The sequence below is a fragment of the Nocardioides sp. Soil796 genome (assembly GCF_001429525.1).
Lineage (GTDB): Bacteria > Actinomycetota > Actinomycetes > Propionibacteriales > Nocardioidaceae > Nocardioides.
The window spans coordinates 81,782-103,639 of record NZ_LMSQ01000018.1 but is presented as its reverse complement, the minus strand read 5'-3'; the positions used below and the strand labels follow the sequence as shown (position 1 = coordinate 103,639).

Annotated in this window: 22 protein-coding genes and 2 riboswitches; of the genes, 6 read left to right on the top strand and 16 right to left on the bottom strand. The window is 69.7% G+C overall.

Annotation, left to right across the window (positions count from 1 at the left end):
- Positions 1-30 precede the first annotated feature (30 nt).
- A riboswitch (cobalamin riboswitch) is annotated at positions 31-160 on the bottom strand.
- Complete coding sequence (locus ASH02_RS11950; RefSeq protein WP_056681429.1) at positions 138-1,040, bottom strand: hypothetical protein; 903 nt, start codon at positions 1,038-1,040, stop codon at positions 138-140. It overlaps the preceding riboswitch by 23 nt.
- Positions 1,041-1,144: 104 nt before the next feature.
- Positions 1,145-1,346: riboswitch (cobalamin riboswitch) on the top strand.
- 45 nt (positions 1,347-1,391) lie between these two features.
- Here ASH02_RS11950 and ASH02_RS11945 point away from each other — a divergent pair.
- From ASH02_RS11945 to cobF, 3 genes are read left to right on the top strand one after another with little or no spacing between them, the layout of a single operon-like run.
- On the top strand, positions 1,392-2,093 hold the full coding sequence (locus ASH02_RS11945) for a (2Fe-2S) ferredoxin domain-containing protein (RefSeq protein WP_056681428.1): 702 nt from the start codon (positions 1,392-1,394) through the stop codon (positions 2,091-2,093).
- Entirely contained in the window at positions 2,090-5,767 is a 3,678-nt protein-coding gene (gene cobN / locus ASH02_RS11940; RefSeq protein WP_056681427.1) for a cobaltochelatase subunit CobN, read from the top strand. Before ASH02_RS11945 ends, cobN begins: the two co-directional genes overlap by 4 nt.
- Positions 5,764-6,507 (top strand): precorrin-6A synthase (deacetylating), encoded by a 744-nt coding sequence (cobF, locus tag ASH02_RS11935; RefSeq protein WP_056681426.1) that lies wholly within the window; start codon positions 5,764-5,766, stop codon positions 6,505-6,507. Before cobN ends, cobF begins: the two co-directional genes overlap by 4 nt.
- A 49-nt stretch (positions 6,508-6,556) precedes the next feature.
- Here cobF and ASH02_RS11930 read toward each other — a convergent pair whose 3' ends face one another.
- From ASH02_RS11930 to ASH02_RS11910, 5 genes are all read right to left on the bottom strand, one after another.
- On the bottom strand, positions 6,557-7,810 hold the full coding sequence (locus ASH02_RS11930) for an ABC transporter ATP-binding protein (protein WP_056681425.1): 1,254 nt from the start codon (positions 7,808-7,810) through the stop codon (positions 6,557-6,559).
- Between the two features lie 10 nt (positions 7,811-7,820).
- A complete protein-coding gene (locus ASH02_RS11925) occupies positions 7,821-8,654 on the bottom strand; it encodes a carbohydrate ABC transporter permease (protein WP_056681424.1) in 834 nt (277 codons plus the stop codon).
- A 3-nt stretch (positions 8,655-8,657) separates the two neighbouring features.
- Complete coding sequence (locus ASH02_RS11920; RefSeq protein ID WP_056681423.1) at positions 8,658-9,596, bottom strand: carbohydrate ABC transporter permease; 939 nt, start codon at positions 9,594-9,596, stop codon at positions 8,658-8,660.
- Positions 9,593-10,927, bottom strand: coding sequence for an extracellular solute-binding protein (locus ASH02_RS11915; RefSeq protein ID WP_056889866.1), 1,335 nt, complete (start codon positions 10,925-10,927; stop codon positions 9,593-9,595). The genes ASH02_RS11920 and ASH02_RS11915 overlap by 4 nt, the downstream gene beginning before the upstream one ends.
- 93 nt (positions 10,928-11,020) lie before the next feature.
- Positions 11,021-11,926, bottom strand: coding sequence for an alpha/beta fold hydrolase (locus ASH02_RS11910; protein ID WP_056681421.1), 906 nt, complete (start codon positions 11,924-11,926; stop codon positions 11,021-11,023).
- Positions 11,927-12,002: 76 nt separating this feature from the next.
- Between ASH02_RS11910 and ASH02_RS11905 the strand changes: the two genes are divergently transcribed.
- Positions 12,003-12,833: an esterase/lipase family protein gene (locus ASH02_RS11905; protein ID WP_162250951.1), complete on the top strand. Its 831-nt coding sequence runs from the start codon at positions 12,003-12,005 to the stop codon at positions 12,831-12,833.
- Positions 12,834-12,969: 136 nt separating this feature from the next.
- Here the strand turns inward: ASH02_RS11905 and glpX are convergent, their stop codons facing one another.
- From glpX to ASH02_RS11870, 8 genes are all read right to left on the bottom strand, one after another.
- The gene (gene glpX, locus ASH02_RS11900) at positions 12,970-13,986 is read right to left on the bottom strand and encodes a class II fructose-bisphosphatase (RefSeq protein ID WP_056681419.1); all 1,017 of its coding nucleotides are present in this window, start codon (positions 13,984-13,986) and stop codon (positions 12,970-12,972) included.
- Between the two features lie 20 nt (positions 13,987-14,006).
- On the bottom strand, positions 14,007-14,981 hold the full coding sequence (locus ASH02_RS11895; RefSeq protein WP_056681418.1) for an ABC transporter ATP-binding protein: 975 nt from the start codon (positions 14,979-14,981) through the stop codon (positions 14,007-14,009).
- Complete coding sequence (locus tag ASH02_RS11890; protein ID WP_082563775.1) at positions 14,978-15,769, bottom strand: ABC transporter permease; 792 nt, start codon at positions 15,767-15,769, stop codon at positions 14,978-14,980. The genes ASH02_RS11895 and ASH02_RS11890 overlap by 4 nt, the downstream gene beginning before the upstream one ends.
- Positions 15,766-16,509 carry a molybdate ABC transporter substrate-binding protein gene (gene modA, locus ASH02_RS25640; RefSeq protein ID WP_082620877.1) on the bottom strand — a complete coding sequence of 248 codons (744 nt, stop codon included), beginning with the start codon at positions 16,507-16,509 and terminating at the stop codon, positions 15,766-15,768. The genes ASH02_RS11890 and modA overlap by 4 nt, the downstream gene beginning before the upstream one ends.
- A 7-nt stretch (positions 16,510-16,516) precedes the next feature.
- Entirely contained in the window at positions 16,517-16,918 is a 402-nt protein-coding gene (locus ASH02_RS11885; RefSeq protein ID WP_200949830.1) for a TOBE domain-containing protein, read from the bottom strand.
- Positions 16,919-17,013: 95 nt separating this feature from the next.
- A complete protein-coding gene (locus ASH02_RS11880; protein ID WP_056681416.1) occupies positions 17,014-17,580 on the bottom strand; it encodes a maleylpyruvate isomerase family mycothiol-dependent enzyme in 567 nt (188 codons plus the stop codon).
- 1 nt (position 17,581) lies between these two features.
- A complete protein-coding gene (locus ASH02_RS11875; protein WP_056681415.1) occupies positions 17,582-18,082 on the bottom strand; it encodes an SRPBCC domain-containing protein in 501 nt (166 codons plus the stop codon).
- Positions 18,079-18,444 carry an ArsR/SmtB family transcription factor gene (locus ASH02_RS11870; RefSeq protein ID WP_056681414.1) on the bottom strand — a complete coding sequence of 122 codons (366 nt, stop codon included), beginning with the start codon at positions 18,442-18,444 and terminating at the stop codon, positions 18,079-18,081. Before ASH02_RS11870 ends, ASH02_RS11875 begins: the two co-directional genes overlap by 4 nt.
- 270 nt (positions 18,445-18,714) lie before the next feature.
- On the opposite strand from ASH02_RS11870, the gene ASH02_RS11865 reads away from it, so the two are divergent.
- On the top strand, positions 18,715-19,269 hold the full coding sequence (locus ASH02_RS11865; RefSeq protein ID WP_056681413.1) for a DUF4245 family protein: 555 nt from the start codon (positions 18,715-18,717) through the stop codon (positions 19,267-19,269).
- A gap of 15 nt (positions 19,270-19,284) precedes the next feature.
- On the opposite strand, the gene ASH02_RS11860 is transcribed toward ASH02_RS11865, so the two are convergent.
- On the bottom strand, positions 19,285-19,500 hold the full coding sequence (locus tag ASH02_RS11860; protein WP_056681412.1) for an exodeoxyribonuclease VII small subunit: 216 nt from the start codon (positions 19,498-19,500) through the stop codon (positions 19,285-19,287).
- Positions 19,493-20,752 (bottom strand): exodeoxyribonuclease VII large subunit, encoded by a 1,260-nt coding sequence (xseA, locus tag ASH02_RS11855; RefSeq protein ID WP_056681411.1) that lies wholly within the window; start codon positions 20,750-20,752, stop codon positions 19,493-19,495. The genes ASH02_RS11860 and xseA overlap by 8 nt, the downstream gene beginning before the upstream one ends.
- A gap of 92 nt (positions 20,753-20,844) precedes the next feature.
- Here xseA and ASH02_RS11850 point away from each other — a divergent pair, with 92 nt between their 5' ends.
- The gene (locus ASH02_RS11850) at positions 20,845-21,852 is read left to right on the top strand and encodes a 4-hydroxy-3-methylbut-2-enyl diphosphate reductase (protein ID WP_056681410.1); all 1,008 of its coding nucleotides are present in this window, start codon (positions 20,845-20,847) and stop codon (positions 21,850-21,852) included.
- Positions 21,853-21,858 lie beyond the last annotated feature (6 nt).

Sequence of the window (21,858 nt, the reverse complement as noted above, 5' to 3'; positions counted from 1 at the left end):
TCCTCGGGGTTCTCGCCCCAATGCGGCAGTGTGCGGGATTGTCCTGGCGTCAGTGTCTGGCTTGGCCCTCTCGGGCTTCACAGTGGCGGAACCGCCCCGGACTCGCACCGGGTTCCTGGCTCCAGAACGGGCTCAGACTACGCGTTGACGACGAGCACGCTGCGCCACGGTGTGACCACGAGATGCTGCGGAGCGTCCACGAGCAGGCGCTGGACGAGCGAGCGGGTCAGCAACCCGTCGGGTACGGCGACGTGCTCGACGCGGTGGGTGAGTGCGCCGTACGCCGGTGGCCGGGCATGCACGCGCGTACGGGGATCGCGTGGATGCGCCTCGGGTGGCGCGGACAGCTCGTCGACGTGCCACGCAGCCGAGGCACCTTGTCCGCGCACGGTGAGGAACGCCCGGGCCAGCCCGACCAGGCGTGCGGCTGATTCGTCCAGGGGCACCACCGGCCCCCAGGCGCGGGTGCCGATGCGCAGCTGGCACTCGGTCTCGGAGACCGCGACCAGGCCCAGGTCGAGCGGGCGATCCAGGAGGTCGCCGCGACCGTCATCGAGGACGAAGAGGAAACGCCCCGGCAGGGCGGCCAACGAAGGGTGGGCGCACAGGCCCTCGTCGAGTGCTCGGGCGACCGGACGCAGGTTGGCCCGGCCACTGCGCGGAACATCCCAGTCACCTGGTGCCTGCGATGTTCCACGTTGGTCCGGGAGCAGCCCGCTGAGTGGCGAGACCATGATGTTCCGGACCAGCTCGTGGGTGGGCGAGGGCAGCAGGCCGGTCGCCTCGATGGCGGCCACCACCTCGGGCGCCAGGCAGCCGTCGTCGGTGGGAAGGGCACGCAGCTGCAGGTTGGCGCGCTTGGTCAGGTGCACGGTGCCGTCGCCGTACGTCGTCGCGACGTCGAGCAGCTGGGCCAGCGCTGCGGGCGTGATCTCACCACCGACCAGGCGCAGCCGCACGAGCGCACCGTCATCGGCCGGCCAGGGGCGCAGGACTCCCGGGCACAGGTCAGCGCGATGGCGTGCTGCTGGCGAACTCACGGCGGCATCGTCCCACGGCGCCCGGAACTGGCGACGGGTCGCCCGGAACTCACGACGGGTCGCCCAGAACTGGCGACGGGTCGACGCGGTGGGCGGGGGCGTTGATACGGTGCCAGTGCCGTGGTGTTCGGGAAGCCGGTTCGATGCCGGCGCGGCCCTCGCCACTGTAACCGTCGAGTTGACGGCCCTTGCGGTGCTCACCCCTGAGAACGGGGAGGGCGCCGGACCACTGGGAGAAGTCCCGGGAAGGTCGGCCAGAGACGCTGAGACGGAAGCCAGGAGACCGGCCACGGCGCGTCATGTTCCACGAGGGTTTGGAGACCGCCGGTGACGGCACTCGTATTGGTTGGAATGTCCGTCCGTGAGGCCGACGCGCGCAACCGGCTGACGGCAGTTGCCGCGCGCCACGACGGCACCGTCGCGTTCCTGCAGATGGGCGATCCGTCGCTGGACCGTGAGCTGACCCGGCTGGCCGACGCCGGCGCCACACACATCACGCTGGTCGGGGTCAGCCTCGGCACCCTCGCACCCGCGAACTCGTGGCTGCGTCGGATCGCCTCGCACTGGTGGCGCGAACGGGCCGGTGAGCCTCCGGTGATCGAGGTGGCCACGGCGATGATGCGCAACGATCTCGACCTCGATCTCGTCCTCGACGTCACCCGCCCCATCGCGGGCACCGAGGCGCCGTTGACCTCGGCGGCCTGGGAGGACGTGCCGGGCCACCGTCACCAGCTGTTCGTCTGCCGGGGGCCGCGCTGCACGGCGCTCGGCTCGGACAAGACCGCGGAGGCCTTCGCCCTCGAGCTGATGCGTCTCGAGCAGGGGGACGACGAGGTGCTGATCACCCAGACCGGCTGTCAGTTCCCCTGCAACCACGCACCCGTCGTCTCGGTGCAGCCCGACGACGTCTGGTACGGCGGCGTCACGCCCGACGTCGCCCGCACCATCGCCACCGACCACCTCGTCACACACCAACCCGTCGAGGCGTACCGCCTGCCGCGACAAATCCAGTCCGACGACGCTCGGACGATGAACCTCCAGGAGAAGTCATGACTCGCATCGCCCTGCTCTCGACCTCGGACACAGACCTGCTCTCCGCACGCGCTGCCGGGCCCGACTTCGCACTCGGCAACCCGTCGCGCCTCGACGTCGAGGCTGACCTGCCCGGTGTGATCGAGGGTGCCGACCTCGTCGTCGTACGCATCCTCGGCAGCGCCCGCTCCTGGCAGGCCGGACTCGACACCGTGCTGGCCGCCGGCGTCCCCGTCGTCGTGCTGGGCGGTGAGCAGACCCCCGACGCCGAGCTGATGGGGCACTCGACCGTCCCGGTCGGTACGGCGGCCGAGGCCCACGCCTACCTTGCCCAGGGCGGGCCGGTGAACCTGACCAACCTGCACGCGTTCCTCTCCGACACGGTGCTGCTGACCGGTGAGGGCTTCGAGGCCCCGCAGGTGGTCCCCGAGTGGGGCTGGTCGGAACGCCCGTCGCCCGCGGGCGAACCGGGCACGGCGAGGGTCGGAGTGCTCTACTACCGGGCCCACGAGGCCAGCGGCAACAACGCGTTCGCGCACGCGCTGGCCGACGCGATCGACGCCACCGGTGAGGCGGTCGGCCTGCCGATCTTCTCCTCGTCCCTGCGCGCCGCACCCGACGAGCTGTACGACGCCCTCGGCACCCTCGATGCGGTGATCGTGACGGTGCTCGCCGCGGGTGGCACCACGCCGGGCACCGCGAGCGCCGGTGAGGACGACGAGGCGTGGGACGTCGAACGCATGAAGGCGCTCGACATCCCTGTCCTGCAAGGGCTCTGCCTCACCTCGAGCCGCGCCGAGTGGGAGGAGAGCGACGACGGCGTGACCCCGCTCGACTCGGCCAACCAGATCGCGATCCCCGAGTTCGACGGGCGGATCATCACCGCCCCGTTCTCGTTCAAGGAGATCGACGAGGACGGCCTGCCGCGCTACGTCGCCGACGAGGAGCGCTGCGCCCGGGTGGCCGGAATTGCGGTCAACCACGCGCGCCTGCGCCACATCGAGCCCAAGGACCGCCGGCTCGCGCTGATGCTGTCGGCGTACCCGACCAAGCACAGCCGCATCGGCAACGCGGTCGGCCTGGACACCCCGGTCTCGACGATCCGGCTGCTCCGCAAGCTGCGCGACGCCGGCTACGACCTCGGTGCGCCCGCACGTTCGACGGAGGGGGCCACGTTCGACGTCCACGAGCTCCTCGCCATGGACGACGACACCGCCGCCGGCAACGCACTGATCCACGCCCTGATCGCGGCCGGCGGCCAGGACGAGGAGTGGCTCACCTCCGCCCAGCTCGACGAGAGCCATGTGCGAATCCCCAAGCAGGACTACGAGAAGTGGACTGCCGACCTCCCGGACGAGCTCAAGGAAGAGATCGTCGAAGCGTGGGGAGCTGCCCCCGGCACGTTGTTCGTCAACGACCAGCAGGAGATCGTGCTGGCCACGCTCCGGGCCGGCAACATCGTCCTGATGATCCAGCCGCCGCGCGGGTTCGGTGAGAACCCGGTGGCGATCTACCACGACCCCGAGCTGGCCCCCAGCCACCACTACCTCGCGGCGTACCGCTGGGTCGAGAAGGGCTTCCGCGCCCACGCCGTCGTGCACCTCGGCAAGCACGGCTCGATGGAGTGGCTGCCCGGCAAGAACGCCGCCCTGGCCGCCACCTGCGCGACCGACGCGGTGATCGGCAACCTGCCGCTGATCTACCCGTTCCTGATCAACGACCCGGGCGAGGGCGCCCAGGCCAAGCGCCGCGCGCACGCCACCATCGTCGACCACCTGATCCCGCCGATGGCGCGCGCCGAGTCGTACGGCGACATCGCCAAGCTCGAGCAGCTCCTCGACGAGTACGCCAACATCGCCGCGATGGACCCGCCCAAGCTGCCGATGATCCGGGCCCAGATCTGGACGCTCATGCAGGCCGCCCAGATGCACAAGGACCTCGGCCTCGAGGCCCAGCCCGGCGACGAGGAGTTCGACGACTTCATCATGCACGTCGACGGCTGGCTGTGTGAGGTGAAGGACGCGCAGATCCGCGACGGCCTGCACATCCTCGGCCAGGCACCCGAGGGCGAGGCCCGGGTCAACCTGGTGCTCGCGATCCTGCGGGCCACCCAGATCTGGGGCGGCACCCAGGCCTCCCTGCCCGGCCTGCGGCACGCCCTCGGACTGGGTCTCGATACGACCCCTCGTTCCTCGGGATCTACTCGACCACCGAGTGAGCCGACGACAACCGAGGTCGACGCCATCGAGACACGCGCCAAGGCCCTGGTCCAGGGCATGGAGGACGCCGACTGGCAGCCGGACGCAGTGGCCCGGGTGATCGCCCGGCACGAGTCCGAGAGCGCTCCCGAGGTCGCGGCCATCCTCGGCTTCGCCGCCACCCAGGTCGTGCCCCGGCTGGCGAAGACCACCGACGAGCTCGATGCCGTGCTGCACGCCCTCGACGGCGGGTTCATCCCGGCCGGCCCGAGCGGATCGCCGTTGCGCGGGCTGGTCAACGTGCTGCCGACCGGGCGCAACTTCTACACCGTCGACCCCCGCGCCGTCCCGTCGCGCCTGGCCTGGGAGACCGGTGTCTCGATGGCCGAGTCGCTCGTGCAGCGCTACCTCACCGAGACGGGGGAGTACCCGAAGTCGGTCGGCCTCTCGGTGTGGGGCACCAGCGCCATGCGCACCTCCGGCGACGACATCGCCGAGGTCCTCGCCCTGATCGGCATCCGCCCCGAGTGGGACCCCGCGTCGCGTCGGGTCAACGGACTGACCGTGATCCCGCTCGACGAGCTGGGCCGCCCGCGCGTCGACGTCACGGTCCGCATCTCCGGGTTCTTCCGTGACGCCTTCCCCCACGTGATCGCCATGCTGGACGACGCGATCCGGATGGCCGCCGAGCTCGACGAGCCGCTCGACCAGAACTTCGTCCGGGCCCACGCCCAGGCCGACCTGGCCGAGCACGGCGACGTACGCCGCTCCACGACCCGCATCTTCGGCTCCCGCCCGGGCGCGTACGGCGCGGGCATCCTGCAGGTCATCGAGTCCGGCAACTGGCGCGACGACAAGGACCTGGCCGAGGTCTACACCCAGTGGGGTGGCTTCGCCTACGGCCGTGGCCTCGACGGCGCCCCGGCCGCCGACGCCATGCAGGCCAACTACCGCCGGATCAACGTGGCCGCGAAGAACATCGACACCCGCGAGCACGACATCGCCGACTCCGACGACTACTTCCAGTACCACGGCGGCATGATCGCCACCGTCCGCGCGCTCACCGGCAACACCCCGCGGGCGTACGTCGGCGACTCCACCACGCCCGACGCCGTCCGCACCCGCACGTTGGCCGAGGAGACCGCCCGCGTCTTCCGGGCCCGGGTGGTCAACCCACGCTGGATCGGTGCGATGCAGCGGCACGGCTACAAGGGTGCGTTCGAGCTGGCCGCCACCGTCGACTACCTCTTCGGGTTCGACGCCACCGCCGGCGTCGTCCACGACTGGATGTACGACGCGCTCGCACGCGAGTACGTCCTCGACGAGACCAACCAGGAGTTCATGAAGGACGCCAACCCCTGGGCGCTGCGCGGCATCATCGAACGGCTGCACGAGGCCGCCGAGCGCGACCTGTGGGCCGAGCCCGACCCCGAGGTGATCGCCGCCATGCAGCAGGTCTACCTCGACCTCGAGGGTGACCTCGAGGACCGCGGGTGACCCGCCGCGTGCGCCTCGTCGGGATCGGCTCGGGCCACCCCGACCAGCTCACCCTGGCGGCCGCGGCCGCGATAGAGGGCGTCGACTTCGTCATCGCGGCGGCGAAGTCCGCCGAGGACCCGCTGCTCGAGTCTCGCCGAGAGATCTGCCGTCGGCACGGCAACCCCGAGCTGGTGCCGGTCCCCGACCCGCCGCGCGACCGCAACGACCCGGCCGACTACACCGGCGCGGTCGGTGACTGGCACGACGCCCGGGCCGCGGCGTACGAGAAGGTGCTGCTCGAACGCGACGGCGACGCGGCGTTCCTGGTGTGGGGAGACCCGGCCTTCTACGACTCCACGATTCGCATCGTCGAGCGCATCCTGGCCCGCGGCAACGTCACGTTCGACTACGACGTGCTGCCCGGCATCTCCAGCCTGCAGGTGCTGGCCGCGGCACACCGCATCGTGCTGCACGAGGTCGGCCAGCCGATCCTGGTCACCACCGGGCGACGGCTGGCCGAGGCAGTCGACCAAGGGCACGACAACCTCGTCGTCATGCTCGACGGCTCGCTGTCCTGCACGACGTTGAAGGACCAACCCGGCTGGCACATCTGGTGGGGGGCGAACCTCGGGACCCCCGACCAGGCGTTGGTCGCCGGGCCCCTGGTCGACGTACTCCCCGAGATCGAGGCCGCCAGGGCGCACGCGAAGGCGACGTCCGGCTGGGTGATGGACACCTACCTGTTGCGCCGCTCCTGAAATGGCAGTGAGCGGGTGGCCGTCGAAACAGCCACCCGCTCACCAGGGGTCAGTTGCCCTCGCGCACTCGCGTGATCTCGGGCTCCTCGCTGGGCCCGCCCCCGGGTGCGCGGGTCGTGTCATCGGCCTGCTCGTTGTCCTGGACGGTGCGCTCCAGGGTGAGGTTCTCGCCCGTGGCGGGGTCGAACAGGTGGATCTTGGACGCGTCGACCCAGATCCTGGCGTCGTCGCCGGCGGCCACCATGGACGCGCCGTCGAGAGAGACCACGAGCTGGGTGCGCATCGACTCGCCGTCGAGGTCCTTCTCGAGCTGGGTCAGCTGCTCCTGCACCTCGGGCGGGGCCTCGAACGGGATGTAGGCGTAGGCCTCGTTGCCGAGCCACTCCACCACGTCGACCTTGGCACTGAACGTGGAGCCCTCGTCGGCGTTCGCCGCCACGGAGGCGTCCTCGAAGTGCTCGGGCCTGATGCCGGCGATGAGCAGCCCCTTGCCCTGCGCCTTTGCCGCCTTGTCCGGCGGAAGGTTCACCTTGCCGAACGGCAACGAGATGGTGTTGCCCTCGACGGTGGCGGGCAGGAAGTTCATCGGCGGCGAGCCGATGAAGCCGGCCACGAACAGGTTGTTCGGCTGGGTGTAGAGCTCGCGCGGGGTGGCCAGCTGCTGCAGGATGCCTCGCTTGAGCACGGCGACCCGATCGCCCAGCGTCATCGCCTCGGTCTGGTCGTGGGTGACGTAGACCGTGGTGATGCCCAGGCGCTTCTGGAGCCGCGAGATCTCGGTGCGCATCTGGCCACGGAGCTTGGCGTCGAGGTTCGACAGCGGCTCGTCGAAGAGGAACGCGTCGGCCTCGCGGACGATCGCCCGCCCCATCGCGACTCGCTGGCGCTGACCGCCTGACAGGTTGCCGGGCTTGCGGTCGAGGTGCTCGTCGAGCTCGAGCGTCTTGGACGCGTGGCGCACCTTCTCGTCGATCTCCTTGTCGGGAACCTTGGCGAGACGGAGCGGGAACGCGATGTTCTCGTAGACGGTCAGGTGAGGGTAGAGCGCGTAGTTCTGGAAGACCATCGCCAGGTTGCGCTCCTTGGGGGCGAGGTCGTTGACCCGTCGTTCGCCGATCATCATGTCGCCCGACGAGATGTCCTCGAGCCCCACGATCATCCGCAACAGGGTCGACTTGCCGCACCCGGACGGCCCGACGAGGATCACGAACTCCCCGTCGGCCACGTCGATGCTGACGTCGTTGACCGCCGGGAACCCGTCGCCGTACTTCTTGACGATGTTCTTCATCTGGATCTTGGCCATGAGGTTCTCCCTAACCCTTCACTGCGCCGGAGGTCAGACCGGCGACGATCTTGCGCTGGAACACCAGCACGATGACGATGATCGGGATCGTGGCAATCACGGCCCCGGCGGCGAGCAGGGATGCCGGCCGGTTGAACGGGTCGGCGCCGACGAAGAACGACAGCGCCGCTGGGATCGGTCTGGCGTTCTCGGTGGAGGTCAGCGAGATCCCGAAGACGAAGTCGTTCCAGGCGAAGAAGAAGGTCAGGATCGCGGCGGTGAACACACCGGGTGCCGCGAGCGGGACGATGATCTTGCGGAACGCCTGCCATGACGTGGCGCCGTCGACCTGGGCGGCCTGCTCGAGCTCCCACGGGATCTCCCGGAAGAACGCGGTGAGGGTCCAGATCGCCAACGGCAACGTGAAGCTCATGTAGGGGATGATCAGCCCCGGCCAGGTGTCGTAGAGGCCGAGCGTGCGCCACATGTCGAAGAGCGGGCCGACCAGGGAGACCACCGGGAACATCGCGATCGCCAGTGCCGTGGTGAGCACGAACTTCTTGCCCTTGAACTCGAGCCGGGCGATGGCGTAGGCGGCCAGCGTGCCGAGGATGACCGAGGCCACCGTGGCGATCAGCGCGATGCCGACCGAGTTGAGGATCGCCCGGCGGAACTGCTCGTTGTCCCAGACGTCGATGTAGTTCTGCCAGCCGGCGTTGGTGCCTTCGGCGGGCAGGAACCCGGGGTTGCCCACCGTGATGGACTCCTGCGTCTTGAACGACAGCGAGATGATCCAGGCCACTGGCAGCAGGCACCACACCAGGATCAGGAGGCACCCGACTGCGGTTCCGAGTTTGCGCACCATGTCTCAGCCCTCCTGCCGTGCCGCGGCGAGGTCGACGCGGAACAGTTTGACGATCAGCCAGGCGATCAGCAGCACGGAGAGGAAGAGCAGCACGGAGAGTGCCGATCCCATGCCGAGCTGGAACTGCTCGATGGTCTGCCGATAGGTCAGGAACGAGATCGACTCCGTCCCGGACGCACCATTGGTCATCACGAAGATGTTGTCGAAGATGCGGTAGGCGTCGAGGGCCCTGAAGAGTACGGCGACCATGATGGCTGCCTGCATGTTGGGCAGGATCACCTTGAACAGTCGTTGGGTCCAGGAGGCACCGTCCACCTTGGCGGCCTCGATCATGTCCTCCGAGACCTGGGCGAGCCCGGCCAGCAGCAGGAGTGACATGAACGGTGTGGTCTTCCAGATCTCGGAGACCATGATCGCGATCACCGCCGGTGTGGTCTCACCGAACCAGTTGAACTGTTCGCTGATGCCCGGCAGCCACCCGTTGACGAAGCCGTTCTGGTAGCTGAACGCGAACTGCCAGGCGAAGCCCGAGACCACGGTGATGATGCCGTAGGGGATCAGGATCGACGTGCGGATGAGCCCGCGGGCGAAGATCACCCGGTGCATCACCATCGCGAAGACGAACCCGATCACGAGCTCGACGGAGACGGTGACCAGCATGTAGAGGACGGTCACCCCGGTGTCGCGCCAGAACAGCGGGTCGGTCAGTGCGGTGATGTAGTTGCTCAGCCCGACGAACTCGCGGTCGTCGGGTGCGGTGAGGGTGTAGTTGAACACCGAGAGGTAGAGCGCCCGGAGCATCGGGAACGCGGTCACCAGCAGCATCACGAAGATGGCCGGTGCCACCAGCTTCTGGCCCAGGCTGTTCTCCGCCCTGGCCCGGTCACTTGCCCGGACCTTGCCCTTGCCCCGGGCAGGCTTCTCGACGGTTGCCGTGCTCACAGGAGTGCCTTTCCGTTGAGGACGTCCGAGAGGAAGTCGGCCGAGTCACCCGGAGTGGAGTCCGGATCGACGTCGAAGGGAGAGTGCCACTGGCTCTGGATCGCAGCCGAGATCGTGGCGTAGTAGGCGCTCTTGGGCCGGGGTCCGCCGGTGTCGACGCTCTCCCGGAAGAGCTTGAGCAGATCCGGCGGATAGGCCTTGGCCAGTGCCGGGTCCTCGTACGCCGACGCGCGGGCCGGCATCAGGCCGGACTCGACGGCCAGCGCCACCTGGGCCTCCGTGTTGGTCACGCACTCCGCCGCCGCCATCGCGAAGTCGGGGTGCTCGGAGTAGGCGCCGACGCCGATGTCGATGCCGCCGATCGGCGGCTTGGAGTCCTCGCCGGCCACGGTCTCGGGGTAGCGGGCGTAGCCGAGGTCGCCGAACGCGTCCTTGTCGACCGGGCCGCCCGGCTTGCCGATCACGCCCTCGTAGTTCTTGTAGACGAAGGTCCAGTTCGTCATGAACTCGCCCGGGGCCCCCTCCGGGAACATCGCGCCCAGGCTGGTGCCCTCGTTGGAGGTCGACAGGTCAGGCTGCTTCGCGTCGGAGTCGGCGAGCTGCTTGATCACCTCGGCGGCCTTCTTGCCGGCATCGGAGTCGATGTCGATCTTGGCGTCCTTGCCGGCCTCGTTGTCGGAGATGATGTCGCCGCCCGCGCCCTGGATCAGCGCGTTGATCCACACGACGTACGCCTCGTACTTGTTGGCCTGGACGCCGACCGTGCCGCCGGCCTTCTCGGCGGCTTCGATGACCTCGCTCCAGGTCACCGGCTTGGTCATGTCGAGTCCTGCCTTCTCGGCCAGCGACTTGCGGTACCAGAGCACCTGGGTGTTGGCCCACTGCGGGAACGCGTACACCGCGTCGTCCCACTTGACGGTCTCGGCGGCACCGGTGAGGACGTCTTCGTCGACCGCCTTGGCCGCCGTGTCCTCGGGGAGCTTCTCCAGCCACCCGGCGTTGGCGAACTCGGCGACGAACACGGGGTCGAGGCTCATCAGGTCGGTCGACGAGTCCTTGGCGGCGAGCCGGCGAGCGAGCTGCGTGCGCTGATCCGTTGCACCGGACGGCAGCAGCTGGATCTCGATGTCATAGTCGTCGGTGCTGCACTGCTTGGCCAGCTTGGTCAGGGTCTCGACACCGTCGGGATTGACGTACCAGTTGAGCGTCGGCGGGCCGGAGTCGTCTCCGAACGCCGAGCAGGATGTCAGCAGACCGGCCGTACAAGCCAGTGACGCTAGGGCCGCAATGGTGCGACGCGAGCGCCCTCTGTGCGTTGAGGGTTGCTTCACGAGTGCCTCCCTGTCGTGGTCTACCTCACACTCGACCTCTTGCGCCGATTTGGCAAGCCACTTGTAGGGGGTTGCGACACCTGCTAGGGCGGATCAGATGTTGCCGCGGTCCGCCGTACGACGGATGGCGTCGGTCACTGATTCCCAGAGCTCGGGTGGCAGGTCGTGGCCCATGCCGTCGACGAGCAGGAGCTCCGACCCGGGGATCGCCGCGGAGGTCGCCCGACCACCGGAGACGTGCACCATGCGGTCGCGCAGTCCGTGGATGACCTGGCTGGGAATCGTCAACGAGTGCAGGGCTTTCGAGCGGTTCGGCTGGGTCAGCACGGCCATCATGTGGCGCAGGACGCCGGGCCCGTTGAGGCCGCGGTCGAAGGTGTCCTCGGCCCGCTTCGTGGCCCGCTCGGTCGGCTCCGGGTAGCTGGGGGAGCCGATCAGCTTCGCGAACGCCACGGACGTGTCGACGTACGCCTGACGGTCCACCTGCTTGCCGGCCAGCAGTCGCGGCAGCAGCTTGGGGTCCTGCCACCCGACGCTGCGCTTGCCGGTGGTCGACATGATCGACGTCAGCGAACGCACCCGGCCCGGGTGGTCGAGGGCCATCGTCTGCACGATCATGCCGCCCATCGAGATACCCACCACGTGGGCGGAGTCGATGGCGAGGTGGTCGAGCAGGCCGACGCCGTCGGAGGCCATGTCCGAGATGCCGTACGGCGCCGCGCCCCGGCCGGTGAGGAAGGCCCGGACCAGGTCGGGCCGACGGACCCGACCGCGCACGTGGGAGGACTTGCCGGTGTCGCGGTTGTCGTAGCGGATGACGTGGAAGCCCTTGCCGGCAAGGAGCTTGCAGAACTCGTCGTCCCACCAGATCATCGGCCCGCCCAGGCCCATCACCAGCAGCAGGGGGTCGGCGGAAGGATCGCCGAAGGTCTGGTAGCACAGCTCGACACCGCCGCCGACGGGGGCGAACAGTTCTTCGGAGACATGGACGTCGCTCATGCATTCATCCAACACGACGCTCCGAGAGGAGCGGGAATTGCCTGTCCGCGGGGTCCTGCCGTTCTACGGTGGCGACGTGGCGAACAGCATCGGCGACTTCCTGGCACCTGCGGGCTACCACCAGCCCGGGGCGCTCAGTCTGGTCCGTGAGCTCAGCGTGTGGCCCGAGGCCGGGCGCGCGATCCGGCGCTCCCTCGCCGACAAGCGTGAGCTGTTGGGCACTCCCTACGTCAGCCGCGCTCCGCAGCGCTCGATCGAGCCAGTCCTGCTGGTGCCGGGATTCCTGGCCGGCGACTACACGCTGCGGCTCATGGCGCACACGCTGCGCCGCCACGGCTACCGCACCTACCGCTCCCACATCCACACCAACGTGTCGTGCCTGACCACCAACGCGGCACTTCTCGAACGGCGCCTCGAGGCGATCGCCACCAAGCGCGACAGCCGGGTCCGCATCGTCGGGCACTCACTGGGCGGCATGCTCGCCCGCGGGCTGGCCGTACGCCGACCCGACCTGGTGTCCGGCATCATCACGATGGGCAGCCCGATGATGGCGCCCGGCACCGCCCATCCGTTGCTGCTCGGTGCCGCCGACGTGCTCGTCCGGCTCAACCAGGTCGGCGTACCAGGGGTGATGGGGGAGTCCTGCGTCCGCGGTGACTGCGCACGCTCGGCCTGGCACGAGTCGCGTCAGCCGATCCCGTCAGGCGTCGACTTCACCTGCATCTGGTCGGCCGGTGACGGGCTGGTCGACCCGGCGTCGTGCGTGGACCCGTTGGCGACGTCGATCGAGGTGCATGCCAGTCACATCGGCATGGCGATCGATCCGCGGGTGGCCGACCACGTGGTCGCCGAGCTGGCCGCCCAGCGCCGAACCACCCGCGCCGCAGCCCCCGCCGACACCGCCTGACCCCACCGCATGTAATGCGCCGTCCGTGCCGCTGTGCACCCTGCTGACGGGGGTGGAAGTGTCAACAGGGGCGCACAAGTGCCGACGTACACGGGCTCCCGCCGGCGTACGCCGACTCCCCGCCGACCGACTGTGCTCAGTCGAAGTCGATGGCGCTGTAGGCGCGCAGCTTGCGCAGGCGGTGCTCGCTGGTGATGTTGCGGATCGTGCCGCTGCGCGAGCGCATGACCAGTGAGTGCGTGGTCGCCCCGCCCGCGCGGTAGCGGACCCCCTTGAGCAGCTCGCCGTCGGTGATGCCGGTGGCCACGAAGAAGCAGTCGTCACCGGTGACCAGCTCGTCGGTGGTCAGGATCGCGTCGAGGTCGAGCCCGGCATCGATCGCGCGCTGGCGCTCCTCGTCGTCGGTCGGCCACAGGCGACCCTGGATGGTGCCGCCGATGCACTTCATCGCGCAGGCGGTGATGATGCCCTCGGGAGTGCCGCCGACGCCCATCAGCAGGTCGATACCGGTGTCGGGGCGGGCCGCCATGATTGCGCCGGCGACGTCGCCGTCGCTGATGAACTTGATGCGGGCACCGGTCGCCCGGATCTCCTCGACGAGGTCCGCGTGGCGCGGACGGTCGAGGATCACGACGGTGACGTCCTCGGGGCTCGAGCCCTTGGCCTTCGCGACGAGGTTGATGTTCTCGGCGGCGGGCAGACGAATGTCGACCACGTCTGCGGCCTCGGGTCCGGTGACCAGCTTGTCCATGTAGAACACGGCCGACGGGTCGTACATCGTGCCGCGCGGGGCGACCGCGAGCACCGAGACCGCGTTGGTCATGCCCTTGGCGGCGAGGGTGGTGCCGTCGATCGGGTCGACCGCGACGTCGCACTCGGGGCCGCTGCCGTCGCCGACCTCTTCGCCGTTGTAGAGCATGGGGGCGTTGTCCTTCTCGCCCTCGCCGATCACGACGGTGCCCTTCATGCCGATGCTGGAGATCATCACGCGCATGGCGTTGACCGCCACGCCGTCCGCACCGTTCTTGTCGCCCCGGCCGACCCAGCGGCCAGCAGCCATCGCGGCCGCCTCGGTGACCCGGACCAGTTCCAGGGCGAGGTTGCGGTCGGGGGACTCGGGGGCAACACGGAACTCAGGGGGGCGCGTAGGCATGGGCGAATGCTATCGGCTCATCACGAGGGCGCGGTGTAGGACCGCACCGATGTCTGCTTGACGGACAGCCACACCACCCGTCCGACCGACAGTCCGAGCTCGACGGCGGCCGCCGGCGTCACGTCGGCGAGGAGCTCCGGACCGTCGTCGGCCACGTGTACGACGACCCGCATCGCGGCGCCGTGCGGGGTGACCACGACGATCGTGCCCCGCCAGTGGTGCCGGGCCGAGCCGCTGGGTTCGTTCAGGTCGACCGTGACCGCCGTGGGCTCGAACGCACGCAGCTCGGTGCCGTCGCGCAGGACGTTGAGGCCCACGAGCCGGGCCACGTGGTCGGTGACCGGACGCTGGGTGACCTCGTCGGGGGTGCCGAACTGGGCCACCTCCCCGCCGTCGAGCACCAGCACCCGGTTCGCCACGGTCAGGGCGTCGAGCGCGTCGTGGGTGACCAGCAGCGAGATCCCCCCGAACTCGGCGAGGTGCCTGGCCAGCTCGATGCGCAGGGACGCCGCGACCCCGACATCGAGCCCGCTCATCGGCTCGTCGAGCAGCAGCAGGTCGGGTTCGGTGACCAGGGCCCGGGCGATCGAGACGCGTTGGGCCTGCCCGCCGGAGAGCTCTCCGGGTCTGCGGTGGGCGAGGTCGTCGACCCCGAGACGCGTCAGCCACTGCTCGGCGCGACGCAGCGCCTCGGCCTTCGGTACGCCGCGGGCCCGGGGTCCGAAGGCCACGTTGTGCCGGGCATCGAGGTGGGGAAACAGCAGCTGGTCCTGGAACACCATGCCGACGCCGCGCTCCCGAGTGGGCACGCCGGTGAGGTCCACGCCGTCGAGCGTGGCGTGGCCGCGCGCGGGCACGAGACCGGCCAGCGCCTTGACCAGGCTCGACTTGCCCGCGCCGTTAGGACCGATCACCGCGATCACGTCGCCGCGGTCGGCGTCGAGCACAGCGTGGACCCGGCCGGGCACCTCGAGGTCGAGCGACAGGGCGCTCATCGGGCCACCAGCCAACGGTCGCGCAGGGCCACCAGCACGACGATCGAGAAGACCAGCAGCACCAGGCTCAGCGACCTGGCGGCCTCGGGCTCGGAGTTGATCGAGACGTAGATCAGCGTCGGCATCGTCTGCGTGGTGCCGGGGTAGTTGCCGGCGAAGGTGATGGTGGCGCCGAACTCACCGATGGAGCGGGCCCAGCCCAGCATGATCCCGGCCAGGATGCCGGGCATCGCCAAAGGCACGGTGACCGCGCGGAAGGTGAGCCAGCGCGTGGCGCCCAGTGTGGCGGCCGCGGCGTCGTACTCACGGCGTGCGGTGCGCAGGGCGCCCTCGATGCTGAGTACGACGAACGGCAGCGCGACGAACGTGTGGGCCAGGACCACGCCGGCCGTCGTGTAGGGGAGGGAGAAGCCGGTCAGCTCTCGCAGGGGTTCGCCGATGAAGCCCGTGCGGCCGAAGGCGCTGGCCAGCGCGACGCCGGCGACCACCGGGGGCAGCACGAGCGGCACCGTGACCAGGGTGCGCACGACCCCGCGCCCGGGGAACTCGACCCGGGCCAGCACCCAGGCCAGCGGCAGCCCGAGCACGAGGCAGATGGTCATCGCGACCGTGGCGGTGAGCACCGAGAGCCACATGGCCTCGCGCAGCTCCGGCGAGGCGAGCTGCTCGCCGAGCAGGGACCACGGCGTGCCCGCGACGAGCGTGACGAGGGGGAGCAGCAGGAGCAGGGTGCCGAGGGCGGCCGGGACCAGCAACCTGACCGGCGGTCGCCCGAGGGGGTCGGTCACGGCTTCCCGAAGCCCGCGTCGTCCAGGATCTTACGACCCTCGTCGGAGCTCACGAAGTCGACCCACTCCTGGGCCAGGTCGCCGCTGTCGTTCTGGTCGAGCGGGGCGATGAAGTAGGGGTTGAGCTGCTCGGCGGCGCCGGGCACGTCGAAGACCAACACGTCGTCGCCGGCGGCGACCGCGTCGCTGGCGTAGACGAAGCCGGCGTCGGCCTCACCCGAGGTGATCTTGGCCAGCACGGACTTCACGTCGACCTCCAGGCTCCTGGGCTCCGCCGTCACCTTGTTCTCCTCCAGCAGGCTCAGGGCGAGCCGACCACACGGTACGTCGTCCGCACAGCGCACCCAGTCGGTGTCGGCGAGGTCGTCGAACCCGGTGATCTTCGCGGGGTTGTCGGCCGGGACGACCAGGACGAGCTCGTTGGTCGCGAACTGCATCGGGTCCGCGGCCAGTGCGTCGCCGTCCTCGGCGATGGTCATGGACTTCTCGTCGGCGGTGGCCAGCACGTCGCCGGGGGCGCCGTCGACGCCCTGCTCGGCCAGGGTCGTGCTGGAGCCGAAGTTGAACTTCACGTCCACGCCGTCGTGCTCGTCCTCGAACGTCGAGGCCAGCGTCTCGAAGGTCCCGGTGAGGGAGGCTGCGGCCAGCACGGTCAGCTGCTTCTCGTCGTCATCGGAGGAGCAGGAGGTCAGGGGGAGCAGGGTGAGGACGGAGACGGCGATCAGTGGGCGCATGCGCATCAGGGGTTCAGTGCCTCTCGATCACGACGTTGGTGGACTTCACGGACGCGACGGCGCGCACGCCCGGTTCGAGGCCGAGCTCGGCGGCGGCCTCGCTGCTCATCAGGCTGACCAGCCGGTAGGGGCCGCAGATCATCTCGACCTGCGCCATCACGGTGTCCCTGACGACCTTGGTGACGATTCCCGACAGCCGGTTGCGCGCGCTGACCGTCGTGCTCCGGGGGTCGTCCCGGTCGGGCCGGTCGGCCAGCTCTGTGGCCAGGGCCGCGAGGTCGGTGCCACGGATGGTGGTCGGGCTGCCTTCCGTGCCGGCCACGGAAGGGAGGCGCCCGCCGTCGATCCAGCGACGCACGGTGTCGTTGCTGACGGCGAGGACTTCTGCCGCTTCCGCTATTCGGTAGGTGGTCACGCGGCGAGTATTCCGCATCTGCGGCTTTCCTGCCCAGACAGTCCGCGAAATTGCTCCTGACGACCAGGCCGGCCGAGCTCGTTCGGGCCAGCCGTTCAGGCCGGGGGCGCCCAGGCCGGGTCGCGGCCGATGAAGCCCATCAGGCGGTCGACCACGGGGGCGTCATCGGCGACGGGCACGGCGGCGCCGTACTGCCCCGACGAGCGCAGCAGCTCCTCGATCGGCGCCATGCCCTCGAGGAGCGTGGCCGCGAAGTCCACGTCGAGGCCGTGCTCCTGGCCGGTCGCGGTCGAGAGGTCCCAGGTGTGCATGAAGACGTCGGCCGTGTAGAAGCGGTCCGCGGCGTCGGCCAGCCGGTGGGTGCCGGCGATCGGGTGGGTGAAGGACTCCTCGCCCCGGGTCTCGATCAGGTGTTGTACGGCGTCCGCATGGTGCTGCCACGCCGCCACCGGGTCGTCGGCAACGGCGGGACCGGCCGGCAGGGTGATTCCGCCCCCGCCCAGGAATCCCGGGAACCACTCGACCAGGTGGGCGACCACGTCGCGGGCCGTCCAGCCGGCCACGGGCGCGGGAGCCTCCCAGTCCGGGGTCGTTGCGACCCTGGCCGCGAAGGCGCCGGCGACCTCGCGGTGGCGGTCGGCCGCCGAGTCAGGCAGGGCCATCTCAGACCGACCCGTCGGCGAGCAGGGCGTCGAGCTTGGCGTAGCCCTCGTGGACCCCGACCTCCATGCCGCTCGACAGCATGCCGTCGCGGCTCTCGAACGAGTCGCACAACGAGAACGCGTGCATGCGGGTGCGGCCGTCGCCGAGGTCCTCGAAGGTCATCGTCTCCAGCGCGATGGCCTCGGGCATGCCCTCCCAGGTGAAGGTCTGGACCAGCTTGTTCTCGCCGACGTAGGGGAACGTGCCACGGAAGGCGAACTCCTCGTCCCCACGACCCGCGACGTAGCGGTAGGAGCCGAGCGTGCGGCAGTCCCACTGGTCGATCCGGGTCGTGAGCGAGTCGGGTCCGATCCACTTCGCGAACAGCTCGGGGTCCATGTGAGCCTTCATGAGCTGTTCGGGAGTGCCGGCGAAGTCGCGCCAGATGTGCACGGCGGGGACCTTCGGGTCGGCCTCGATCGCGGCCTCGGTGTAGCGGGCGGTCGGGTTCGTGGTGGTCATGATGCTGTTCCTTCCTTGCGGGTGGGGGTCTCTGCGGTCTTGTCCTCGTTCAGCTCGGCCAGCACGGCGTCGAGGCGGCTGAACCGTTCCTCGGCACGTTGGCGGTATCGCTCGATCCACTTCGTCATCAGGTCGAACACCTCTGCTTCCAGGTGCACAGGTCGACGCTGGGCCTCCCGGCTCCGGCTCACCAGTCCGGCGTCCTCGAGCACCTTCAGGTGCTTGGAGACCGCCTGGACGCTGACGTCGTACGGCGCCGCCAGGTCGTTGACCGTCGCGTCGGACTCGGTCAGACGAGCGACCATGTCGCGCCGGGTCGGGTCGGCCAGGGCGGCGAAGACCTTCGAGAGCTGGTCGGTCATGCGGACACCTTCTTCAACTGATTGGTTGAATAAACCGTACGACGACCAAGGTGCCTTGTCAACCGTTTGGTTGAATAGCCGCAGCGGTTCGCGGCGTGCACGACGTCACACACGCGGCGACCCGACGTGCGGCCGCCAGCGACCGCCGTGGCGGCAGGCGCTAGCGTTGCCGCGAAACCGTTCGACCCACAGCAGGAGCGCCGTGCACAACGCGAAGCACCACGACGACCGGCCCGCAGGTCGTCGTACGACGGACGCCGGGGTCGTGCGATGAGCCAGCAGCGTGGCGGCAGCCACTACTCAGGCAGCAGCATCGGCATGGTCGGCGCGATGATCGTGACTGTCGGCGTGATCCTGGTCTTCGTGATCTTCCGGTCGGTGACCCGCGACGACCTCGACGTCGAACGGGAAGCCATCGACTACCTGCCCGCCGTGCAGGGCCTCCAGAAGAGCGTGGACTTCAACCTCGCCTACCCGCCGAGGCTGCCCGAGGGCGCCAAGGCCGTCGACGTCGAGGGTGCGCTCGGTGCCGGCTGGTCGCTCGACATCCTGACCCATGACGACGAGTTCATCGGGGTCTACCAGGGCGCGGCTCCCGTTGAGGACTTCCTCAAGGAGTACGTCGACGACGATGCCGTCGACAAGGGCGACTCGGTCACCCTCAAGAGTGCGATCGCCCCGACCTGGCAGTCCTGGAAGGACGAGGACGGTGACTACGCGCTGACCGCGGAGCACGACGGCACGGTGGTGCTGGTCTTCGGGACCGCCGACCACGGCACGATCCAGCAGGTCGCCGAGTCGCTGGTGACCGAGCCGGTCACCTGAACCCCGAGGTTCCGCTCACTCGTCGTCGGTGGCCTCGACGGCTGCGTCGAGCCGCTTGCGGGCACCGTCGAGCCAGCCCTGGCAGGTGCGGGCCAGCTTCTCGCCGCGCTCCCACAACGCCAGTGACTCCTCGAGCGAGGTGCCACCGGCCTCGAGCCGCTGCACCACGGTGATCAGCTCCTCGCGGGCGCTCTCGTAGGACAGTTCTTCGTCAGTGGTCTGCTCAGGCATCTGCTTCCTCGGTGTCGACCTCGACCACGGGTGTCGCGGTCTCGATGCTGGTGGTGGTGGCGTGCACGCGTCCGTCGGCGACGCGCACGGAGATCTCGGCGCCCTCGTCGACGCCGGTGACGGACGTGAGGACGTGGCCGTCGGGCCCCTGCAGCACGGCGTACCCCCGGCGCAGGGTGGCCAGTGGCGACAGGGCCGTGGCCCGCGCGGCGTGGTGGGCGATCTCGTCGCCGGCCCGGTCGAGACGGTGGCGCACGCTGCGCCTGGCGCGGTCGCGGAGGTGCGCGACCTCGTCGGCCCGGTCGTCGAGCAGGTTGCGCGGGTCGGCCATCGCCGGCCTGCTGCGGATCGCCGCCAGCCCGGTCTGCTCGCGGTCGAGCCAGGCCAGCATCGAGGAGCGCAGACGTTGCCGGGCCTGGTCGATGCGCTGCGTCTCCTCGGCCATGTCGGGCACCACGCGCCGCGCGGCGTCGGTCGGTGTGGACGCACGCACGTCGGCGACCAGGTCGAGCAGCGGCTGGTCGGCCTCGTGGCCGATCGCGGAGACCACGGGCGTGCGGGCCTTGTGCACGGCGCGCAGCAGGCCCTCGTCGGAGAAGGGCAGCAGGTCCTCGACCGAGCCGCCGCCGCGGGCGATGACGATCACCTCGACCTCGGGGTCGGCGTCGAGCCTCTGCAGGGCCTCGGTCACCTCGAGCGGGCTGTTGTGTCCCTGCATGCGGGCGGCCGCGACCTTCACCTGCACCGACGGCCAGCGCCGGCGGGAGTTCTCGATCACGTCGCGCTCGGCGTCGGAGCCGGGGGAGGTGACCAGGCCGACGGTGTGCGGAAGGAACGGCAGCCTGCGCTTGAGCTCCATGCTGAACAGGCCCTCGGCGGCGAGCAGCTGGCGGCGTCGCTCGATGCGGGCCAGCAGCTCGCCGAGCCCGACCATGCGGATGCCGCGAGCCTGCAACGACAGCGTGCCGCGGACGGCGTAGAACGTCGGCTTGGCCTGGATCACCACACTGGCGCCCTCGACGACCGGAGGGTTCAGGCCGTCGAACAGCGTGCGCGAGCAGGTCACCGGGATGGAGATGTCGGCGACCGTGTCGCGCAACGTCAGGAACACGGTGTTGAGGCCGGGGCGGCGGCTCAGCTGGGCGATCTGGCCCTCGACCCACACCACGCCGAGCCGGTCGACCCAACCCGAGATCGCGTTGGCGATCTGCCGGACCGGGGCCGGTGATTCGAGGGAGGTCTCCATTGCCATGACCGCGAGCCTAGGGGAGGAGACCGACAGCCCGCCTCCGGCTCTCCACAGCGCCGACAGGGCGCGTACACCCGACGTCTAGACTCGGGCCCATGAGCACCGACCTCGGCACCCCTGCCGTCCTCAGTCCCGACGAGGCAGAACGCGCCGTACGCCTGGCCGCGCCGCGTGGCTACTGCGCCGGCGTCGACCGGGCCGTGATCACTGTCGAGAAGGCGCTCGACCTGTACGGCGCCCCTGTCTACGTCCGCAAGCAGATCGTGCACAACAAGCACGTCGTCTCCGATCTCGAGAGCCGTGGCGCCATCTTCGTCGAAGAGCTCGACGAGGTGCCCCAGGGGGAGACGGTGGTCTTCTCCGCCCACGGCGTCTCGCCCGAGGTGCACCGCCAGGCAGAGACCCGCAGCCTGAAGACCATCGACGCCACCTGCCCGCTGGTGACCAAGGTGCACCACGAGGCGAAGCGGTTCGCCGCCGACGACTACGACATCCTGCTGATCGGCCACGAGGGCCACGAGGAGGTCGAGGGCACCGCCGGTGAGGCACCCGACCACATCCAGCTCGTGCAGGGCCCCGAAGACGTCGCCAACATCGTGGTCCGCGACCCCAACCGGGTCTCCTGGCTCTCCCAGACCACCCTGTCGGTCGACGAGACCCTCGAGACCGTGGCCGCGATCCGGGAGCGCTTCCCCGCGCTGCTCGATCCGCCGAGCGACGACATCTGCTACGCCACCCAGAACCGCCAGCTCGCGGTCAAGGAGATCGCCGCCGACGCCGACCTGGTGATCGTGGTCGGCTCCGGCAACTCCTCCAACTCCGTGCGCCTGGTCGAGGTGGCCCTCGAGGCCGGGGCCAAGGCCTCCTACCGCGTCGACGACGCCACCGAGATCGACGAGGCCTGGCTCGAAGGTGTCGACAAGGTCAGCGTCACCTCCGGTGCCTCCGTGCCCGAAGACCTCGTCGACGGCGTGCTGGCCTTCCTCAGCGCCCGCGGCTACCCCGACGCCAAGGCAGTGCACACCGCCGAGGAGTCACTGATCTTCGCGCTCCCGCCCGAGCTGCGTCGCGACCTGCGCGCCGCCCAGAACGCCGGCAAGTAGCCCACG